Origin of the sequence: Stappia sp. MMSF_3263 (assembly GCF_030733745.1) — a bacterium.
Lineage (GTDB): Bacteria > Pseudomonadota > Alphaproteobacteria > Rhizobiales > Stappiaceae > Stappia.
On record NZ_JASHIK010000004.1, the window covers coordinates 1 to 16,437 of the forward strand.

The 16,437-nt window shown below is 64.9% G+C and carries 15 protein-coding genes; 2 read left to right on the forward strand and 13 right to left on the reverse strand.

The features are described 5' to 3' along the window. Positions 1–140 precede the first annotated feature (140 nt). Positions 141–833 (forward strand): YitT family protein, encoded by a 693-nt coding sequence (locus RBB46_RS05920; protein ID WP_306027979.1) that lies wholly within the window; start codon positions 141–143, stop codon positions 831–833. Positions 834–962: 129 nt separating this feature from the next. On the opposite strand, the gene RBB46_RS05925 is transcribed toward RBB46_RS05920, so the two are convergent. The 6 genes from RBB46_RS05925 to RBB46_RS05950 form a co-directional block, all read right to left on the reverse strand. Next, a complete protein-coding gene (locus tag RBB46_RS05925) occupies positions 963–1,799 on the reverse strand; it encodes a GNAT family N-acetyltransferase (protein ID WP_306027980.1) in 837 nt (278 codons plus the stop codon). Further along, a complete protein-coding gene (locus RBB46_RS05930) occupies positions 1,799–2,545 on the reverse strand; it encodes an aspartate/glutamate racemase family protein (protein WP_306028220.1) in 747 nt (248 codons plus the stop codon). Before RBB46_RS05930 ends, RBB46_RS05925 begins: the two co-directional genes overlap by 1 nt. Positions 2,546–2,547: 2 nt before the next feature. Beyond that, the gene (locus RBB46_RS05935; RefSeq protein ID WP_306027981.1) at positions 2,548–3,378 is read right to left on the reverse strand and encodes an ABC transporter permease; all 831 of its coding nucleotides are present in this window, start codon (positions 3,376–3,378) and stop codon (positions 2,548–2,550) included. A 1-nt stretch (position 3,379) separates the two neighbouring features. Next, on the reverse strand, positions 3,380–4,306 hold the full coding sequence (locus RBB46_RS05940) for an ABC transporter permease (RefSeq protein WP_306027982.1): 927 nt from the start codon (positions 4,304–4,306) through the stop codon (positions 3,380–3,382). Between the two features lie 74 nt (positions 4,307–4,380). Beyond that, positions 4,381–5,670 carry a PotD/PotF family extracellular solute-binding protein gene (locus RBB46_RS05945; RefSeq protein WP_306027983.1) on the reverse strand — a complete coding sequence of 430 codons (1,290 nt, stop codon included), beginning with the start codon at positions 5,668–5,670 and terminating at the stop codon, positions 4,381–4,383. A gap of 33 nt (positions 5,671–5,703) precedes the next feature. Continuing rightward, positions 5,704–6,795, reverse strand: coding sequence for an ABC transporter ATP-binding protein (locus RBB46_RS05950; RefSeq protein ID WP_306027984.1), 1,092 nt, complete (start codon positions 6,793–6,795; stop codon positions 5,704–5,706). 252 nt (positions 6,796–7,047) lie between these two features. Here RBB46_RS05950 and RBB46_RS05955 point away from each other — a divergent pair, with 252 nt between their 5' ends. Then, the gene (locus tag RBB46_RS05955; protein WP_306027985.1) at positions 7,048–7,764 is read left to right on the forward strand and encodes a GntR family transcriptional regulator; all 717 of its coding nucleotides are present in this window, start codon (positions 7,048–7,050) and stop codon (positions 7,762–7,764) included. An 89-nt stretch (positions 7,765–7,853) separates the two neighbouring features. On the opposite strand, the gene RBB46_RS05960 is transcribed toward RBB46_RS05955, so the two are convergent. The 7 genes from RBB46_RS05960 to RBB46_RS05990 all read right to left on the reverse strand — a co-directional run bounded on the left by RBB46_RS05960 (position 7,854) and on the right by RBB46_RS05990 (position 16,349). Then, positions 7,854–9,269, reverse strand: a complete 1,416-nt coding sequence (locus RBB46_RS05960) for a M20 family metallopeptidase (protein WP_306027986.1) — start codon at positions 9,267–9,269, stop codon at positions 7,854–7,856. 1 nt (position 9,270) lies between these two features. Further along, a complete protein-coding gene (locus tag RBB46_RS05965) occupies positions 9,271–10,854 on the reverse strand; it encodes a gamma-glutamyltransferase (protein WP_306027987.1) in 1,584 nt (527 codons plus the stop codon). A 42-nt stretch (positions 10,855–10,896) separates the two neighbouring features. Beyond that, positions 10,897–11,874, reverse strand: coding sequence for an ABC transporter ATP-binding protein (locus RBB46_RS05970; RefSeq protein ID WP_306027988.1), 978 nt, complete (start codon positions 11,872–11,874; stop codon positions 10,897–10,899). Beyond that, positions 11,871–12,866, reverse strand: a complete 996-nt coding sequence (locus RBB46_RS05975; protein ID WP_306027989.1) for an ABC transporter ATP-binding protein — start codon at positions 12,864–12,866, stop codon at positions 11,871–11,873. Before RBB46_RS05975 ends, RBB46_RS05970 begins: the two co-directional genes overlap by 4 nt. Further along, positions 12,863–13,762, reverse strand: a complete 900-nt coding sequence (locus RBB46_RS05980) for an ABC transporter permease (RefSeq protein WP_306027990.1) — start codon at positions 13,760–13,762, stop codon at positions 12,863–12,865. Before RBB46_RS05980 ends, RBB46_RS05975 begins: the two co-directional genes overlap by 4 nt. Before the next feature lies 1 nt (position 13,763). Continuing rightward, the gene (locus RBB46_RS05985; protein ID WP_306027991.1) at positions 13,764–14,681 is read right to left on the reverse strand and encodes an ABC transporter permease; all 918 of its coding nucleotides are present in this window, start codon (positions 14,679–14,681) and stop codon (positions 13,764–13,766) included. Positions 14,682–14,834: 153 nt separating this feature from the next. Next, positions 14,835–16,349, reverse strand: coding sequence for an ABC transporter substrate-binding protein (locus tag RBB46_RS05990; RefSeq protein WP_306027992.1), 1,515 nt, complete (start codon positions 16,347–16,349; stop codon positions 14,835–14,837). Positions 16,350–16,437 lie beyond the last annotated feature (88 nt).

Genomic DNA, 16,437 nt, shown 5'->3' on the forward strand with positions numbered 1-16,437 from the left:
AGGCGTCCGTCGACGGGGAGGACTGTGGACAGGTCGGGGAGGGAACCTCGATGTCCGCGCAAGACAACTTCAAGAGAGCGTGGAGCGGGAGACGCCGCGACGGTGGCGACCACGTGCAAAAAGACGGTTTGGGAGGACAAATGGCCAATCATTCGGCAAAAGCGGAGATCGTCGACACCGGCAGCCTGATACGGCGCTGGATCGTCTATATTCTGGGTATCTATGTGCTCACCCTGGGCATCAGCCTGGCCATCCGGGCAGGAATCGGCGTCTCGCCGCAAAGCAGCCTGACCAGGACGATGACGTTGATCTACACCCCGCTCAGCCAGGGTGCCTACAGTTTCATCTTCGACCTCATCATGCTGTTCCTGGCCTATCTGGTGTTGCCCAGGAAGTTCAAGATGATCAGTTTTCTGGGGTTGGTGCCGGCGGCGGTGCTGGGAATCTTCCTCGACCTGAACCTGTTCCTGACGGAGTTCGTGAGGCCGGGTGAGTACTATGCCAGGGTCGCATTGCTCGTCTTTGCCGACGCGGCCCTGGCTTTCGGATTGTTCCTGATGATCCGCGCCAATCTCATCCTGATGCCGACCGACCTGTTCGTGAACACGGTCTTCGAGCGGACGGGCTGGAAGTGGGGCAACGTGAAGACCGGTTTCGATTGCGCGCTCCTGGTAACGTCGGTGGCCGTCGGTCTCAGCTTTCTCGGGGATGTCCACTTCATTCGCGAAGGCACGATCATCAACGCGATCCTGGTAGGACAGTATATCAAGCTCTACTTCTTCCTGTTCAAGAAGCTCGACGGGCGAAAACGGGCGGCCGCGCCGGCCGCGTAGTCGACGCTATCGGGAATGCGCATGCCGCATTCCGCCACGGGATCCCGAAACACGGGATCCCGTTTGCGTTTCCGGATCACGGGCACGGGCAGGGCAAACCAAGGGAAGGACGGAGCGCCGGAACCCGGTTCAGCCAAGCTCCAGCGTGGTGATGCCGAAGATCCCGCCGCTGTGAAGCAGGGGCGCCGGACCACGATACATGCGCGCGGTTTCAAAGCCCCTCGCCATGCCGTGTCGCAGGAGGGTGTCGGCGAAACTGCCGCTCGTCTCCGGAACGTCGATATGGATCTCGCAGTTGCACCGGCGGGAGAGTTCCTCCAGCAATGCCTCCGCGCTCTCCTGGTCGGCGGCGAAAAGCGGGCCGATCTTTGCGCCCTCGCGGCATCTGCGAGCAACGCCATAGCCAAGCACCGTTTCGCCGTCCATGTAGACGAGCGCAACGTGAGGCGCGGCCGACCACCCTTGCAGGAAGGCGCGTCTCGATGCCGGAAAGAAACGCCGGTCGAAAGCCTCCAGCGACGGCAGCATGTCGGGAGAGACCGGTTGAATATTCGCGGATCCGTTCGCCGGCGCCGCGATGGTTCCGCTGTAGCGGAACGTCCGGTAGGCGGGCACGAACCCCATGGCACGATAGTTGGCTTGCTGCTCGGGCACGCCGTCGAGACCAAGGGTCCGCCCCGCGAGCCGGGCCATGCCCGCATCCCAGACAGTCTTGCCGAAGCCCTTGCCGCGCATGTCGGGACGACAGATGTACAGACCGATGAAACCGAATGCGCTTCCGTAGGAGACCGCCGAGATGCCGGCAACCATCTCGCCGTCGACGAAGGCACCGAGGAAGCCGTCGGGATCGGCAAGCCGAAAAGCGGTGGCATCCCGCTCTCCGGGATTCCAGCCTTCATCCGCGGCCCAGTCGATGAGCGTCTCGACCTCGGAGGGGGCGAGTGTCCGGATCCGGGCATTCGTCATCACGCGGGAACCTGCGTCACGGGGGCGAAGCCGGCCAGAAGACCGGAATAGCCCTTGCCGGCGGGCAGGGCGTAGGCGCCCCGCTTGCTGGTGGAAAGGCCGAGGGAAACAAGCGCCTCGGCCTGCTTGACGGCCGCGCTTACGCCGTCGATGACAGGCACTCCAAACTCGGACTGGAGCCGGGCTGCAAGGTCTGCCAGGCCCGCGCATCCAAGGATGATCGCCTCCGCCCGATCGGCCTTGAGCGCGCGCGCGATTTCCTCGCGCAGCCTGCTGCCGGCGCCGGATTCGGGCTCCTCGAGGGACAGCACCGGAACACCGACGGCACGCACGCATGCGCGCGAACCCATGCCATAGCGACGCACCAGATCTTCAAGCGGCACGCGCGAGCGCTCCGACAGTGTCACCACGCAGAATCGCTGGGCGACGAAGGAGGCAAGCGCCAGCGCCGCCTCGCAGGGGCCGATGACCGGGATGCCGGCCTGGGCGCGCGCGGCGTCAAGGCCTGTATCGTCGAAACAGCCGATCACGGCAGCATCCGCGCCGTTCGCTTCGCCCTTCCGGATCTCGGCAAGCAACCCCGGGATTGCCAGCGCCTCGTCGTAATATCCTTCGATGGAGGCTGGCCCCATCGTCGAGGTGACGGCTTCGATCGACGTGCCGGGAGCCGCGGCGGCGCGCGCGGCGCCGGCAATCGTCTCCGTCATCGAGGCGGTGGTGTTCGGATTGACGACAAGAACGCGCATTCTCATGTCGTGCCCTGTCCGCGCAGCCGACGACGGCCGATCCAGACAATGGCGCCCAGTGTGAGCAGGATCACGAGAAACGAGAACAGCGTGGTCACGGTTCCCAGGGCGTAGAGCACGGGAGTGGTGACGTTCGTCGTCATGCCGTAGATCTCGAGCGGCAGCGTGTTGTAGGTGCCGGCCGTCATGAGTGTGCGGGCGAACTCGTCGTAGGAGAGCGTGAAGCCGAACAGGCCGACGCCGATCAGCATCGGCGCAATCATCGGCAGAACCACATGACGGAAAGTTTGCCAGGACGTTGCTCCGAGATCTCTGGCGGCTTCCTCGTAGGACGGGGAGAACCGGTTGAACACCGCGAACATGATCAGCACGCCGAAGGGCAATGTCCAGGTCAGATGTGCGCCGAAGGCGGACGTGTACCAGGATGGCCGCAGGCCGATCTGCTGAAACATGACGCCAATCCCGAGCGAAATGATGATCGAGGGAACCACCAGACTGGCGATCGAAAGATAGAACAGCGGTGTTGCGCCGAGAAACTTGCGGCGGAAGGCCAGCCCGGCGAGCAGCGAGACAACGACGGTCACCAGCATCACCATGATGCCGAGCAGGAAAGAGCGACGGAAGGAACTGCCGAAGTCCCCGACCGCCTGTTGTTGCGTCAGATTGTGGAACCAGTGCAGCGAGACGCCGTTGAGCGGAAAGGTCAAACCGCCGCCAGGGCCCTGGAACGAGAGGATCAGGATGGCCGAGAGAGGGCCGTAGAGAAACAGCACGAACAGCGCGAAGAACAACGCCAGGATCCAGAACTCGGCAGTCCGCCTTTCACCGCTCATGTCAAAGCTCCTTGCGGATGTCGACGATGCGCAGGATGCCCGCCACCATCACGAGAACGAGAACAAGCAGCACCACCGCGTTGGCCGCCGCGGCCGGATATTGCAGCAGGGACATCTGGTTGCGCATCATCAGGGCGACCGAGGCGCTCTGGCCGCCGGACATGACCTGCACGGTGATGAAGTCGGCCATCACCAGCGTGACGACGAAGATGGTGCCGATTGCCATGCCCGGTTTCGCCAGGGGCAGGATGACATTCCACAGAACCTGTCGGCCATTGGCACCGGCGTCCCGCGCGGCCTCGATCAGGGACCGGTCGATCCGCATCAGCGTGTTGAAGATCGGCGTCACCATGAACAGCGTGTAGAGATGCACCATCGCCAGCACCACGGCGAAATCGGAATAGAGCAGCCATTCGATCGGTGCGGGTATCAGTCCCGCATCGATCAGTGCCGTGTTGACCAGACCGTTGCGGCCGAGAACCGGTATCCAGGAGATCATCCGGATGATGTTGGAGGTCAGGAATGGCACCGTGCAAACAAGGAAGAGCACCATCTGCATCGTTGTGGTGCGGACGTGGAAGGCCAGGAAATAGGCGACCCAGAAGCCGATGAAGAGGGTCAGCGCCCAAACGATGGCGGCATAGCGCAGCGTGTTGAAATAGGTTCGCCAAGTTACCCGTGACCCCAGCGTCTCGGCGTAATTGGTCAGGACGAGGTCCGGGTAAAGCCGGGCAAAGTCATAGTCCCAGAAACTCACGACCGCGATCATCATGACGGGGGCGAGCAGGAACGCGCCGAGAATGACGGCCAGCGGAACGGCTTGCAGGTGAGCCGACAATCCGGTGACGAGATCGAGCGCGGCCCTTGCCGGCGACCTGCGGCGCCCGCTTGCGGTGATGGTGGCCCCGTCCTGGGCGGTGGCGGTCATCGAAGGCCTCGCTGGATCGTGGATGAAACTGCGGAAACGCCGCCCCGTCCTCTCGGGAAGGGGCGGCGTTGGTGTCAGGCGGCGATGAATTCGTTCCAGCGCCGAACCATGTAGCGGTCCTCGTCCATCACGGAATTCCAGCAGGCGACCTTGCCCATGCGTTCCTCGAACGAGCCGCCGTCGCGCACCGCGCCCGCCTTCTCCATGACCGAGCCGTCCGGCGACAGGATGTCGCCCTGTGCCGGCTTGCCTTCGACCCAGAAGCCCCACTCGTCCTCGGACATGTACTCCTTCGCCGTTTCCATGGCGGCGGAGTAGTAGCCCTGACGGTTGAGATAGGCGCCCACCCAGCCGGACAGGTACCAGTCGATATACTCATAGGCCGCGTCGAGCTTCGCGCCCGACAGGTGCCTGGCCAGGCCGATGCCTCCGCCCCAGGAGCGATAGCCTTCCTTGAGCGGCTGATAGACGCAAGGGATCCCCCGCGCGCGCACGGCGGCGACGGCCGGCGACCACATCGACTGAATGACCACTTCGCCGGAGGCCATCAGGTTGACGCTCTCGTCGAAGCTCTTCCAGAATGCCCGGAACTGACCGTCCTGTTTGGCCTTGATAAGGAAGTCGATCGTCTTGTCGATCTCCTCCTTGGTCATGTTTCCCTTGTCGGCATACGTCACCTCGCCCATCGCCTCCATGATCATGGCGGCATCCATGATGCCGATCGACGGGATGTTGAGGATGGATGCCTTGCCCTTGAAGGCGGGGTCCATGATATCGGCCCAACTGGAGATCTCTCGGCCGACCAGATCCGGGCGAATGCCCAGCGTGTCGGCGTTGTAGATCGTCGGCACCATCGTCATCCATTCGGTCGGCTCGCTGGCGAAGCTCGTGGCCTCCTGCGATTCCACGAAGCCGACCGTATGCGGCGCCGTGCCCTGGGCGATGACGCTGTCCGGGGTCAGCTTGCCGTTGATGAAGAGCGGGACGATCTTGTCGTAGTATTTCAGCCGGCCGGTTTGCATCGGCTGCATCACGCCGGCCGGATAGACCTTCTTGGCGATCCAGTACTCGATGTCGGCAATGTCGTAGGAATCAGGCTGCGTCACCGCGCGCTGGGCCGCGGCATCGGAGTCGGTTGCCGTCATCTCCAGGGTGATGCCGAGGTCTTCCTTGCACTTCTGGGCGATGGCATTGAGGTTCGAAACGCCCGTGCCGAACTGGCGCAGGGTGATCGGGTTCTGTGCCCAGATGGTGGGAAAGCCGGTGATGGCGCCGGCGCCGGCGGCAAGGCCCGCCGTGGCCGCGCCGCTCTTCAAGAGCGTGCGGCGTGAAATGCCGGCACCGGTTCCTGTCGGTTTTGTCATGACGTGTTCCCCTGTCTTATTGATGTGGATGGTTCATGAAGCAAGCCGGCCGAGGACGATGGCGTCCTCGGCTTTCCATGCCAGAGGCACGGCATCGCCAACCGAAAGCGGGTTGGTGAAGTAGGCGGCGTCGTCGATGATCGCCGAGAAGTCCTCGATCCCGGCGGCGTCGACCGACAATCTGACGGACGACCCCCGGTACTCGACATTGCCGACCGTGCCTTTGAAGCCGAGATCGGGATCGGGGCTTTCGACGATCCGCACGCGGTCCGTTCGGATGGCTATATCGACCTCCTCGCCCGGCCGGAAATTGCCGCCCGTGGCGGTGAACGTGCCGCCGTTCCCGACCTGTACCGAGAGCGAACCGTCGTCGGTCTGGCCCACTACCCGGCCCGAGATGACGTTGTGATCCCCCATGAAGCGCGCAACGAAAGCGGTGGCAGGCCGCTCGAACACGGTTCGCGGGGAGGCGGCCTGTTCGATACGGCCGTCATTCATCACCACGATCATGTCGGCCAACGCCATCGCCTCTTCCTGGCTGTGGGTGACATGGACGAAGGTGATGCCGAGGGATGTCTGGAGCTTCTTCAACTCCGCCCGCATCCTGATCTTCAGGAACGGGTCGAGTGCCGACAGCGGCTCGTCGAGAAGCAGGGCTTCGGGGTCGGTGATCAGGGCCCGGGCAAGGGCCACGCGCTGTTGCTGGCCGCCGGAAAGCTGTGCGGGGCGGCGGCCCGCGTAGTCCTCCATCTGCACAAGCGCCAGAAGATCCAGCGCCCTCTTGTGCCGCTGCTCCCTGGAGACGCCCTTCATCTTGAGACTGAAGGCGACATTGTCGAGCACGTCGAGGTGGGGAAACAGCGCGTAGGACTGGAACATCATCGCCGTGCCACGCCGGGCGGGCGGCAGGTCGGTGACGACCGTATTCCCGAGCCGGATGTCTCCGGAGGAGATGCTTTCGTGGCCGGCGATCATGCGCAGCGTCGATGTCTTGCCGCAACCGGACGGACCGAGCAGGCAGCAATAGCTGCCCGCCGGGATCTTCAGGCTGACGGCATGAACGGCCGTCGTCGCGCCGTAGACCTTTGAAACCGAGGCGATGTCGATCGCGGCAGCCTTGCTCATTCAACTTCCCCCAATGCTGAACTTGGGAAAAGCATCATGCGTGCCAGTTTTCGGTACTCCAGATAGAGGTTTGATATCAAACGTCTAAACGACCTGGATCGCTGGTTCTGCCGTGCGAGGGTGCATAAATGATGGGCGATTGCTTCCGATTTAACGCGATGATTGTATGCAATCTTCAGCGTGATTGCGTTTGAAAACCATCTTCCCTGTTGGCGATTTCGGGACTAAACGAACCACATGGAACCGGCTGGGATGAACATTGCACGCGTCGGAAACGACAGGATGGACGGCGCGGAGGATCGCGCGCAGGCGATACACGACCATCTGCGCGATGCCATCGTCGACCGTCGCCTCGCGCCGGGGGCCAAGCTCTCCGAGAGCGAGGTGGGGGCCCTGTTCGACGTCAGCCGCACGGTGGCTCGCTCGGCCCTGCAGATGCTGGCCTTCGAGGGGCTGGTGCGCAGCGAGCGCAATCGAGGCGCCTTTGTCGCCAATCCGTCCCCGGAAGAGGCGCGGCAGGTCTTCGCCTCGCGGCGCCTGATCGAGCCGGCCATCGCGACGGAAGCATGTGCAAGGGTCACGCAAGCCGACATCGAGGCGTTTGCCGAACACCTGCGCGAGGAGGCCCGCCTCCTGTCGGAACGCGGGCCGAATGCGCGCCGCGCCGAGATCAAGGCGTCGGGCGATTTCCATCTTCTGCTGGCCTCGGTCGGCGGCAACGCCATTCTCAAGCGCTTCATGGAAGAGCTGATTGCCCGCTCCTCACTGGTCATCGCGCTTTATGGAAAGTCCGGGGCTTCAAGCTGCGGCCACGGCGAGCACGAGGGCATTCTGGCGGCGTTGAGGGATCGGGATGTCCAACGCCTGAGTGGCCTCGTGCTGCACCATATCGATCATCTGGAGGCCGATCTCGACCTGCGGCCGAAGGACGGGCTGGCGCTCAGGGACGCGTTGCAGATGCCTGGCTGACTGCCGACAGGCAATCTTCAAGGACCGCCTTCGCGGCTTGAACCCTGCCGACCGGGGTCGACAGGGTCCAGCGTTTCATTCCCCGGGATTCAGGCGGTCGCTTCGGCCGTCTTGCCGGCGCGGGCCGCGTTCGCCTCGCCGATGTCCCAGAACAGGCCGGCCATCATCGCCAGCGCTTCGCGGGTCATGGAATGAAGCGCGTGCTCGTTCGGCGCGTGCTGGGAGCAGCCGGGGTAGGAATGCGGCACCCAGACGGTCGGCAGGCCGAGAATGTCGGCGAAGGTCTCGTTCGGCAGCGAGCCGGCGAGGTTCGGCAGGATCGCCGGCTTCTTGCCCGTGGTCGCCTCGATGGAGGTCTTGACGCGCGTGACCCAGGGATGGTCGGGGTCGAGTCGCGTTGCTTGGAAGAAACCCCGGTCGGCGGGAATGATCTCTACCATCCCGAAGCCATGGGTATCGAGGTGACGGCGCAGCGCCGGCAGGATGTCGTCCGGATCGGTGCCGACCACATAGCGCAGCTGGCAATGGGCATGGGCGCGGCCCGAGATGGCGTTGACCGGAGCGGACGGCACGCCGCTGGTCTGGGCGAGAATGGCGAAGCTGTTCCAACCGAAGACGCGCTCGGACGGGGTCAGGCTCTCCTCGCCCCAGTCGGTGTCGACGGAAGGACCGTCGAACCCGCCCACCGGGCAGTCCTTCAGCGCCTCGCGCACGGCCGGCGTCAGGCTTGTCGGGCGCCATTCGGGCACCTGGATCTGGCCGCGGCGGTCGGTGATCGAGGCGAGCGCATGGGCCAGCACCATGGCCGGGTCGCGCAGCAGCCCACCCCAGTTGCCCGAGTGGTGGGCGCCCTCGCGCAGCTCGACGCGCAGGTCGAAATTGACCGCGCCGCGCGAGCCCATGAACAGGGTCGGCCGGTCGGGATGCAGGCGCGGGCCGTCGGAGGCGATCAGCACGTCGGCGGCGAAGGTCTCGCGGTTCTGCGAGAACAGCTCGGCAAGGCCGGGCGAGCCGCATTCCTCACCCATCTCGATGATGATCTTGCAGTTGAAGCCGAGCGAGCCGCGCTCCTCAAGGATCGTCCGCAGCGCCGCGATGTTGATGCAGTGCTGGCCCTTGTTGTCGGCTGTGCCGCGCCCGTAGAGCTTGTCGCCCTCGCGCACCAGGCGGAAGGGATGCAGCCCCTCGCGCCACTGGTCGGTCTGGGCGCGGATGACATCGCCATGGCCGTAGGTGAGCACGGTCTCGAAGGCCGGGTCCTCGATGCGCTCGGCAAAGAGGAAGGGCACGGACGGGTCGACCGGGTTGGTCATGATGCGGCAGGTGAAGCCGAGCCCGGTGAGCTTGGGCTCCATCTCCTCGACGAGGTAGCGCATCAACTCCGCCCGGCGGGACGGGTCCTGGCTCTCGGTCTCAAAGGCGAGCATGCGGGCCAGCTCGGTCTCGTAGCCGCCGTTCGAAAGGAAATTGTCGATGCGCGCGATGGCGCTCTCACGGTTTGCCAAGTCAGGCTCCCTCGGTTTCGGGCACGGCGTCGCCCCATGGCGACATGATCTCCGTGCACCCCATGTTGATGCCGTCCTGCCGCAGGACGCCGGCCGGGCAGGCGAAGGCATACGGGAAGACAGTGCGGCGGGTGGCCGTCACCGGATGGACGGCTGAAAGCGCGGACACGACGGACGGCGGCAGCGTCTCGTCGGCGAGGATCGCCCCGCCGCCGCTGTTGTCGATGCGCGGCTGGTGGAAGGCCCCTTCCAGGGACATGTCGAAGTCCATCAGGAAGGAGGTGAGGTTGAGCACGGCCGGAAGGATCTTGCGGCCGCCGGACGCGCCGATGGCGAAGCGCCGGCCGTCCTTCTCGCCGATGGCCGGGCACACGTTCATCAGACAGGCCTTGTCGGGCGCCAGCGAGTTCGGCTTGCCGGGCTCGGGGTCGAACCACATGATGCCGTTGTTCATCAAGAGGCCGGTCGACGGCGAGACGACGCGCGAGCCGAACACCGCCAGCAGCGTCTGGGTGACGGCGCACATGTTGCCGTGCCGGTCGACGACGCTGAAATGGGTGGTGCAGGACGGCGTGCCGGAGCCTTCCGCCTCGCCCGTGTCGCCCATTTCGCGCAGGCGCCGCTCGTAGCTCGCCGTCAGCGCGCGGGCCATCTCGGAATAGCTGGCGCCGTCCGGCGCGGAGGTCGGCGTGAAGGCGGCCTCCATCATCGCCAGGCATTCGACGAGATTGGCGCCCGCCGTCAACCCGCGCGCCGCATGCACCGTGCCGCCGCGATAGGAAGTCTCCAGTGCCGGGGCGAGCGCCGCCCGGTAGGCGGCAAGGTCGCCCTGCGACAGCGAACCGCCCTTGGCCTGGACATCGGCGGCCATCGCCGCAGCGATGTCGCCCTCGTAGAAGTCGCGCGCGCCGGCCTCGGCGATGCGCCGCAGCGTGCCGGCAAGCCGGCCCTGGTCGAGGCGGATGTTGGGAACCGCGGTCCAGCCGGCGGATTTCGGCCAGATCCCGTCGTCGAGGAACATGGCCGCCGCATCCGGATCCTTGGCGAGCTCGCGCGCCACCGAGGAGATGATCAGCGAGGCGTACCAGTCGACCAGCATGCCTTCGGCCGCAAGGTCGGCCGCCGGCATGACGAGGTCCTTCCACCCCATCCGGCCCCAGGTCGCGTGCGCCAGTTCCATGCCGGCAACGGTGCCGGGAACGGCAATCGCCGTGGCGCCCTGGACGTTGCGGTCCTCGACCACGGACGGCCAGGGGAAGAGGTCGTTCGACTTGCCTTCGCCCGACAGCGGGTAGTCGGCCGGATCGAGGGCGGCGGGCGACCGCATGCCGAAATTGATGCTGTGCGCCTTCTGCTCGTCCTCGCGCCACAGGACCATGGCGCCGCCGCCGGCCGGGCCACTCATCCACGGTTCCAGAACGCCGACGGCGAAGGAGACGGCAACCGCCGCATCCACCGCATCGCCTCCGGCGGCCAAAACGGCCGCGCCGGTCTCTGCGGCCACCCGGTGCTGCGAGGCGACGACGCCGCCGCGGGTCTCGATGACGTGTTTGCGCACGGACTGGGTGCGCGAAAGATTGCTCATGAACGGTTCCTCACCACAGGCGGGACGGCGGGGCGGCGATGGTCAGCGGGCGGGTGCCGCGTGGAGATGGCAGTCGACATGGCCCTGCGGCCCGGCGACATGCGGAGGCGGGGTGGTCTTGCAGATATCCCGGACCTGCGCGCAACGGGGATGGAAATGGCATCCCGGCGGCGGAGCGATCGGGTTGGGATAGCTGGCTCCCAGATGCGTGTCGGGCACCGAAAGGTTCGGGTCGGGCGTGAGCACGGATTCCAGCAGGGCTTGCGTGTAGGGATGGCGGGGTCCGGCGAACAGCTCGGCCGCCGGCGCCTCCTCGACGACGCGGCCCAGATACATGACCGCCACACGCGTTGCCAGGTGCTCGACCACCGCCAGGTTGTGGCTGATGAAGAGATAGGTCAGTCCGAGCTCCTCGCGCAGGTCGCCCAGAAGGTTGAGGATCTGCGATTGCACGGAGACGTCGAGCGCCGATGTCGGTTCGTCGCAGATGACGATCTCCGGGTTCATGACCAGCGCGCGGGCGATGGCCACCCGCTGGCGCTGTCCGCCGGAAAGCTGGTTGGGATAGCCCTTCAGCACCCGTTGCGGCAGGCCGACAAGATCGAGCATGCGCCGCACCGAACCGGCGCGGGACGCGGCATCCCCGATCCGGTGTGCAACGAGCGGCAGGGCGATGATGTCCTCGATGCTTTTGCGCGGGTTGAGGGAGGAATACGGGTCCTGGAAGATGGGCTGGATGCGCCGCGCCTGAAGCTTGCGCTCCCGGGGCGTGATTTCCTTGCCGTCGACCAGAACCTTCCCGGACGTGGGGACCTCGAGGCCGAGTAGGACTTTCGCCAGCGTGGACTTGCCGCAACCGGATTCGCCCACCAGGCCGAGCACATCCTTCTTGTGGATGCGCAGGCTGACACCGCCGAGGGCATGAAGCGGCCGGGGCGCGGAAAAGAGCCCCTGCTTCACCTGATAAGTCTTGGTGACGTTGGCGAGTTCTAGGACGGGGGGAGTTGTCTTGTCGCTCATGCCGATGCGCCCTCCGGGATGTCGTGTATGCATCGATAGGCATGATCCGTTCCCGGACGTCGGACGGGCACGGGAGAGGAACAGGCGTCCTCCGCCACTTCGCAGCGCGAGCGGAAGGCGCAGCCCTCGACCTTGCCGATCAGGGACGGCACGATGCCGGGAATGGACCCCAGATGCTCGCCGGGTTTCGTCTTTCCGGGCACCGGAATGCATCGGAGCAGGCCCCTGGTATAGGGATGGCGCGGGTTCTCGAAGATCTCCCGCGCGCTGCCGTTCTCGACGACCTCGCCCGCATACATGACGACGACCTTGTCGGCGATCCGTGCGACGACGCCCAGATCATGGGTGACCAGGATCATCGCCATGTTCATCTCGCGCTGAAGGTCGGCGAGCAGGCGCAGGATCTGCGCCTGGATCGTCACGTCGAGCGCCGTGGTCGGCTCGTCGGCGATGATCAGTTCGGGTTCGCACATCAGCGCCATGGCGATCATGACGCGCTGGCGCAGGCCTCCCGAAAGCTGATGCGGGTATTGCCCGAGCCGGCTTTCGGCCGCCGTGATGCCGACCTTGCCAAGCAGCTCGATGGCCCGCGCGCGCGCTTCCGCCTTGCTGACGGGCCGGTGCAGCAGGAGCGCCTCCATCAGCTGGTCGCCGATCGTGTAGGCCGGGTTCAGGGACGTCATCGGCTCCTGGAAGATCATCGCCATGCGGTCGCCGCGCAGGGCGCGCATCGCCTTCGGCGTCTGGCGTTGCAGGTCGATGCCGGAGAAGTCGAGCCCGGCCGCCTTGCAGCGCATCTTCTTGGGCAGGAGCCCCATCAGGGCGAGAGAGGTGAGCGATTTGCCGCTGCCGCTCTCGCCGACGATGCAGAGCGTTTCTCCGCGCCGCAGCTCGAAATCGATGCCGCGCACGGCATGCAGCGTGCCCTGCGCCATGGGGACGTCTATGGTCAGGTTCTCGACCTTGAGGATCGGTTCCGTGGTCATGGTCATCCCCTGTTTTCCGGTGCGGTCACGTCGCGCAGGCCGTCGCCGAGAAGGTTGATGGCAAGCACCAGGACGAAGAGCGCGACGCCGGGAATGGCGATCAGCCAGGGCTCGAAGAGCATCATCTGCTTGCCTTCCGAGATCATCAGGCCCCAGGACGGCGTCGGAGGCTGGACGCCAAGTCCCAGGAAGGAGAGGGCGGCCTCCAGAAGGATCGCGTGCGCCATTTCGAGGGTCACCACGACGATCAGGTTGTTGACCACGTTGGGCATGATCTCAAGCAGGATGATGCGCCGTGTCGAACACCCGATCGCCTTGGCGGCATTGACGTATTCCAGGTCGCGCACCTGCAGGACGGAGGAGCGCATGACCACCGCGAAACGGTCCCACAAGAGCAGGCCGAGCACGCAGACGACCACCTGCAGCGAGCCGCCGAGAATCGCAACGACCGCCAGCGCCACCAGCACCACCGGCATGGCCAACCGCACATTGATGAGAAAGGTGACGACCAGGTCGACGCGTCCGCCGAAATAGCCGGCGGCAACCCCCATCGCCGTGCCGATGAGGCCGGAGATCAGGGCCGCGAACAGGCCGATCGACAGCGAGATGCGGGCGCCGTAGAGAAGCCGGGCCAGATAGTCGCGGCCCAGGTGATCGGTGCCCAGCAGGTGTTCGGGATCGCTGCCCTCCATCCAGAAGGGCGGTTTCATTCGCGCCACCAAGTCCTGGGCATAGGGGTCGTGACCGGCGAGCAGCGGTGCGAGAAGCGCGATCAGCACGATCACCGCCAGCACGGCGATGCCGAAGACCAGGCCGTAATGGCCGAAGACGCGCTTGCGCAGGATGGCGGCCGGGCTCGGCGCGCGCAGCTCCTCGGCAACCGTTTCGATTGTACGTGCCATGTCAGCCCACCCGGATGCGCGGATCGAGCCAGGCATTGGCGAGATCCGACAGGAACGTGAACACGATGTAGAAGCAGGAGAAGATCAGGATCAGCGCCTGGACGGTCGGCAGGTCGTTGCGGGAGATGGACTCCCAGGCAAGATATCCCGCGCCGTGCAGGGCGAAGATCGACTCCACGACAATGGAACCGCCGAGCATGAACCCCATCTGCACCGCGGCAAGGCTGACCACCGGCACGACCGCGTTGCGCAGCGCGTGCTTGAACATCACCCGCGTCTCGCTGGCGCCCTTGGCGCGGGCTGTGCGGATATAGTCCGCGTTGAGCACTTCCAGCATGCCGGCGCGCGTCAGGCGCATGATGGCCGGCATGGCGTAATAGCCAAGCACGATCGTCGGCATGATGAAATGTTTCCAGCTGCTGGAACCGGACGGCGGCAGCCAGCCGAGCTGGATCGAGAAGATGACGATCAGCACCAGGCCGAACCAGAAGCTCGGCATCGCCTGCCCCATCACGGACAGGAACAGCGCGCCCCGGTCGATCAGCGAATTGGGACGCATGGCGGCCAGAACGCCGAGCGGGATGGCGGTCACAAGGGCGAAGGAAATGCCGCAAACGCCCAGCAGCATGGTCGTCGACAACCGGTCGGCGATCAGCGTGGAGACCGGCAGCTTGAAATAGTAGCTCTGGCCGAAGTCTCCGGCCAGGGCACCTGTCAGCCAGTCGACATACTGGACCATGAAGGGACGGTCGAACCCGTAGAGCACGCGAATGGCCTCGATGTCGGTGGCGTTCGCGTTTTCGCCCGCGATAGCGGAGGCGGGGTCGCCGGACATGAACAGCAGGCTGAAGCTGAGCAGTGACACCGTCAGCGTCACCAGGACGGCAAGTCCCAGCCGTTTCAAAGTGAAGATAAGCATGTGTGGTTCCGATCGTCAGGCTGCCGGCTTCCTCGTGAAGGAAGGCGCGGCCATCCCCTGGCTGCCTGCCGCGCCCGTGTTTCGGGAGCGGTTAAGCGGTGGCGGACCGGAGACATCCCGCGCCGGTAGCGGCGCGGGATGCTCGCAAGCGGGCTAGTTCCAGCGCACGTGGAAGAAGCGCACCACCTCGTCGGGCGTCGGCGTGTAGGCCGCGTCCTTGGTGAAGACGTAGTTCGCATTGTAGGAGAACAGCGGCACCCAGTAGGCCTCGTCGGCGATCTTCTTGAGCGCCTTCGAGTAGTTCTCCTTGCGCACCGCCGGATCGACGGCGGTGTCGGCGACATCGAGCCAGGCCTTCACCTCGTCATCGCGCGCGAAATCCTCCTTGCCATGCTTGAAGAACTGGCTGGTGATCGCGGACGCGTCATTCACCGAGTAGGAGCCCCAGGTCTGGAAGCTCATGCTGGTCTCGCCCTTGTGGCGCAGGTCGCGCAGGGCCGAGTACTGGAGGTACTTGAGGTTGGCGGTGATGCCGACTTCCGCAAGATAGGCCAGCATCGCCTCGGCATAGCCCCGGTCGCGATAGGCGTAGAGGTCGATGGAGAACCCGTCCGGGTAGCCGGCCTCGGCCAGAAGTGCTTTCGCCTTCTCCGGGTCGTACTCGTAGGTGGTGACGTCCTGCTCGCAGCCGAACTGGCTCGGGAAGCAGGCCGAGTGGACGACCTTCGACTTGCCCTTGAGCAGATTGTCGACGATGGCCTTGCGGTCGATCGCGTGCATGAGGGCCTGGCGAACGGCGCGTTTGGTGATCGGATGGTCGGCGCCGCTGCGGCCGGCGGCGTCCAGTTCGAGATAGCCGATGCGCATCGTGCTTTCGTTGACGACATTCAGCCGGCCCATCGCGGCGAGCTTTTCGGCCTGATCGGCCGGCACGCCCCAGATGAAGTCGAGGCCGCCGCTGAACATCTCGGCCAGCTGCGTGTTGACGTCGGGAATGGTGCGGATGTCGACCGTGCCGATCGTCGCCTTGCCCTTCGGGCCGCCGTGGTAGCCCTCGTATTTCTTCAGGACGAAATGCTTGCCGGGATCGACGCTCTCGACCATGTAGGGGCCGGTGCCCACGGGCTTCAGCGCCATGCCGGCGGGGCCCGCCTCGGCGTAATACTCGTTCGGATAGATCGACACCGGACCGGCGAGGAACTCCAGGGCGGCGGGGAACGGACCGTTCGTCGTGATGCGGACGGTGTACTTGTCGACCTTCTCCGCGTCTTTCATCCAGTTGACGTTGCGCTGGACGACAACGCCGTTCTCCGGGTTTGCAACGAATTTCACCGTGTAGACGACGTCGTCGGCGTCGAATTCCTCGCCATTGTGAAACTTGACGCCTTCGCGGAGCTTCATCTCCAGCGTCGTGTCGTCCACCCATTGCCACGACGTGGCGAGGTTGCCTTCGTACTCGCCGGTTTCCTGGTTGAGATAGAGCAGGCCATCCCAGATCGAACGCTGCAGGATGACGCCCTCGCGGGCCGAGTTGAAGTAGCTGTCGACCGATTCCAGTTCCTTGGTGAAAGCGGCATTGAGCGTGTCACTTGCCTTGTCGGCCAGGGCACTGCTGCCAACCATGGCCAAGGTCAATGCGACGGAACTCATCAGGAGACGTGGGTTCATCTGCTTTTTCAACCGGCGCGGGGACCGGTCCCTCTGGTTGGGTTTTATTATATAATAATACGTCAAACCGTATTATAGTTGAGCGTAT